3 protein-coding genes are annotated in these 2,566 nt (G+C 62.5%); 1 reads left to right on the plus strand and 2 read right to left on the minus strand.

The window, feature by feature from the left end:
* On the plus strand, positions 1-678 hold a 678-nt coding region (locus A2J01_RS06455), incomplete at its 5' end, for a poly(ethylene terephthalate) hydrolase family protein (RefSeq protein WP_064112338.1).
* Here the strand turns inward: A2J01_RS06455 and A2J01_RS06460 are convergent.
* Positions 665-1,672 carry a zinc-dependent alcohol dehydrogenase family protein gene (locus A2J01_RS06460; RefSeq protein ID WP_007727420.1) on the minus strand — a complete coding sequence of 336 codons (1,008 nt, stop codon included), beginning with the start codon at positions 1,670-1,672 and terminating at the stop codon, positions 665-667. The two genes, A2J01_RS06455 and A2J01_RS06460, sit on opposite strands and share 14 nt — an antisense overlap.
* Before the next feature lie 56 nt (positions 1,673-1,728).
* Positions 1,729-2,499, minus strand: a complete 771-nt coding sequence (locus tag A2J01_RS06465) for a glucose 1-dehydrogenase (RefSeq protein ID WP_003940866.1) — start codon at positions 2,497-2,499, stop codon at positions 1,729-1,731.
* Positions 2,500-2,566 lie beyond the last annotated feature (67 nt).

A 2,566-nucleotide genomic window follows, 5' to 3' on the forward strand; every position in this document is an offset into this window, starting at 1 on the left:
TACCCAGCCGGCTTGTCGTCTGATGGCAATCGGCATCCCGTCGTCACCTTCGGCAACGGCAGCTATGCGACTTACGAAGAGTACGAAGCGCTCCTGCAGCATCTCGCTTCTTGGGGTTTTGTCGTTGTGGTGGCCGACAGCAGCGTCACCGGCGACGGGACGGAGATCTTGGGGGCTGCCCAGTACGTCGTCGATCAGAACACCAACGCTGAGAGCATTTTTCACCAGCGGATCGACACCGACAACATTGCCTCGGTCGGACACTCCCAGGGCGCCGGTGGCGCGATCAACGCGGCAACCCAGTCCGCGAATCTGATCACCGCCACGGCGGTACTCGATTTGCCTGACCCGTGGTGGGCCTCGCGACCTGTCGACGTGATCGACGTGGCCCAGTTGACCGGACCGACGTTCTTCATGACCGGCGCCGACGACCCGGTCTCCACCGCCGATCCGCAAGCTGAGTACTTCGACAAAACCGCCGGACCGGCGGTCCGCGGCAGACTGCTTGGCGTCGGCCACAATTGGGCCGCAGATGGCGAAGGATTCCGGGGCTACCTCACCGCGTGGCTGAGATTCACCCTGAGCGGCGACCAGACTGCCGCACGTGCATTTGTCGGCGACTCGGCGGAAATCCTCACCGATCCCCGTTGGGACCGGCAAGCGATCAAGGGTTTGTGATGACGATCTTGCCGTAGGCCTGCCCGGATTTCTGCTGCTCGAAAGCGTCAGCGAGGCGGTCGAGGCTGTAGGAAGAATCTATGACGGGACGAAGCGCCAGGCTCTCCAGCCCGGCGACCATCTCCTCCTGATGTGCACGACTGCCCACCAGAACACCTTCGATGGTGACCTGTTTGGTCAGTAGCGAAGTCAGGTCGATCGACGACGAGGGGCCGTTCATGATGCCAAGCGCGCAGATTCGCCCGCCTGGTCGGACTGCCGCCAGAGATTGGCCGAGGGTGGACGGCCCGCCGACGTCGAGGACGAGGTCGATCCCGCCGCTGAGCCGCATCGCTTCCGAACCCCAGTCCGGGCGCTCACGGTAGTTGACCACGTGATCGGCACCGAGCTCGACCAATCGTGCCATCTTGTCGGGGGCCGACGACGTTGCGATCACCTGAGCTCCAACAGCTTTGGCCAGCTGGACGGCAAACAGCGCCACCGTGCTGGTCCCAGGGATCAACACCGACGACCCTGGGATGATCGGGACTCCGGCAAATAGTGCGCGCCACGCTGACAAACCTGCGGTGGGCAAGGTAGCGGCTTCCTCGTAGGTGTAGTTTCGCGGCATCACTGTCACAGCAGATACCGGCACGGTGACGGTGTCGCGGGCGAACCCGTCGACACCGTCACCCGGCGAATTTCCGAATCCGTCGAAATCCGGTGTGCCGCTCCGCCAATGCGGCAAATAGGTGCTCATCACGCGATCTCCGACGCTGAACTGCGTTACGCCGTCTCCGACCGCAACGACCTCCCCGGCAGCATCGGACAACAGGATCCGCGGACCGTCGGTTGCTATCTCTCCGGTCGCCACGAGGTAGTCATGGTGGTTGAGCGAATTCGCGTGGATCGCGATCGTCACCTCACCCGCACCCGGGCCCGGGGTCTCGATCGTCCTCGATTCGAGGTTGTTCAATCCTCCAGGCGGGAGTACGTACACGGCGCGGTTGGTCATGGTGTGGATCCTCGCACGAATGGTGATCGGGTGACGTTCGGAAAGGGTTCTGCTGCTCAGAGGAGAGAAGCGGTGAACCCTCCGTCGAGAACCAGGCTGCTGCCGTTGCACCACGACGACTGGTCGCTCGCAAAGAACACTGCGGCGGCGGCAACTTCCTCGGTCCGGCCATAGCGCGTCTGCTTCGTGACCATCAAGTCGTCGAATCCCCCGGACTCGAGGCCGAGGGCATTCTCGAAATCCTGCTGGTGACTCTTGACCAGGTCGGTATCGATGAATCCGGGCAGCAATGCATTCGCGCGGATTCCGTGGAAGCGAAGTTCGGCTGACAGGGTTTCGGTGAGATTGCGAACTGCTGCTTTGGCTGCGGCATAGCTGCCGATCAAAGGCGAGCCGGTGGTCGACGAGATCGACGAGATGTTCACGATCGAACCGCCACCGGATGCGACGAGAGCGGGCAGCGAATGACGCACTGTCAAGAACACTCCATCGAGGTTGACCGACATCACTTTCCGCCAGTCCTCGAACGAGGTCTCGATCAGCGGGGTCGTGGTGGCGATACCGGCGTTGGGTACTACGACGTTCAGTCCGCCGAACTCTTCGACCGCTCTGGCGACGAGATCCTTGACCTGCTGTTCGTCGGTGACATCAGTTGTGACAGCGATAGCTCCGTCGATCGAGTCCGCCACTGCCTGTGCTGCGCCACCGTTGATGTCGGAGACCACGACCCTCGCGCCCTCCGCCCCGAACGCCCGGGCAATGGCGGCGCCGATTCCGGCACCTGCGCCGGTGACAATTGCAACTTTGTTCGCGAGAAGATCGGACATGTCAGCGTTCCCCTTCAATTCTCGGTCGGGACGTAGAAAAGCAATTCGGGTCCGGTGTCGCCGGTGG

The organism is Rhodococcus sp. EPR-134, assembly GCF_001647205.1.
Taxonomy (GTDB): Bacteria; Actinomycetota; Actinomycetes; order Mycobacteriales; family Mycobacteriaceae; genus Rhodococcus_F; species Rhodococcus_F qingshengii.

Coding starts and splice junctions, on each gene's coding strand:
- A2J01_RS06460 (WP_007727420.1), bottom strand. CDS start 1,672: ATGACCAACCGCGCCGTGTACGTACTCCCGCCTGGAGGATTGAACAAC.
- A2J01_RS06465 (WP_003940866.1), bottom strand. CDS start 2,499: ATGTCCGATCTTCTCGCGAACAAAGTTGCAATTGTCACCGGCGCAGGT.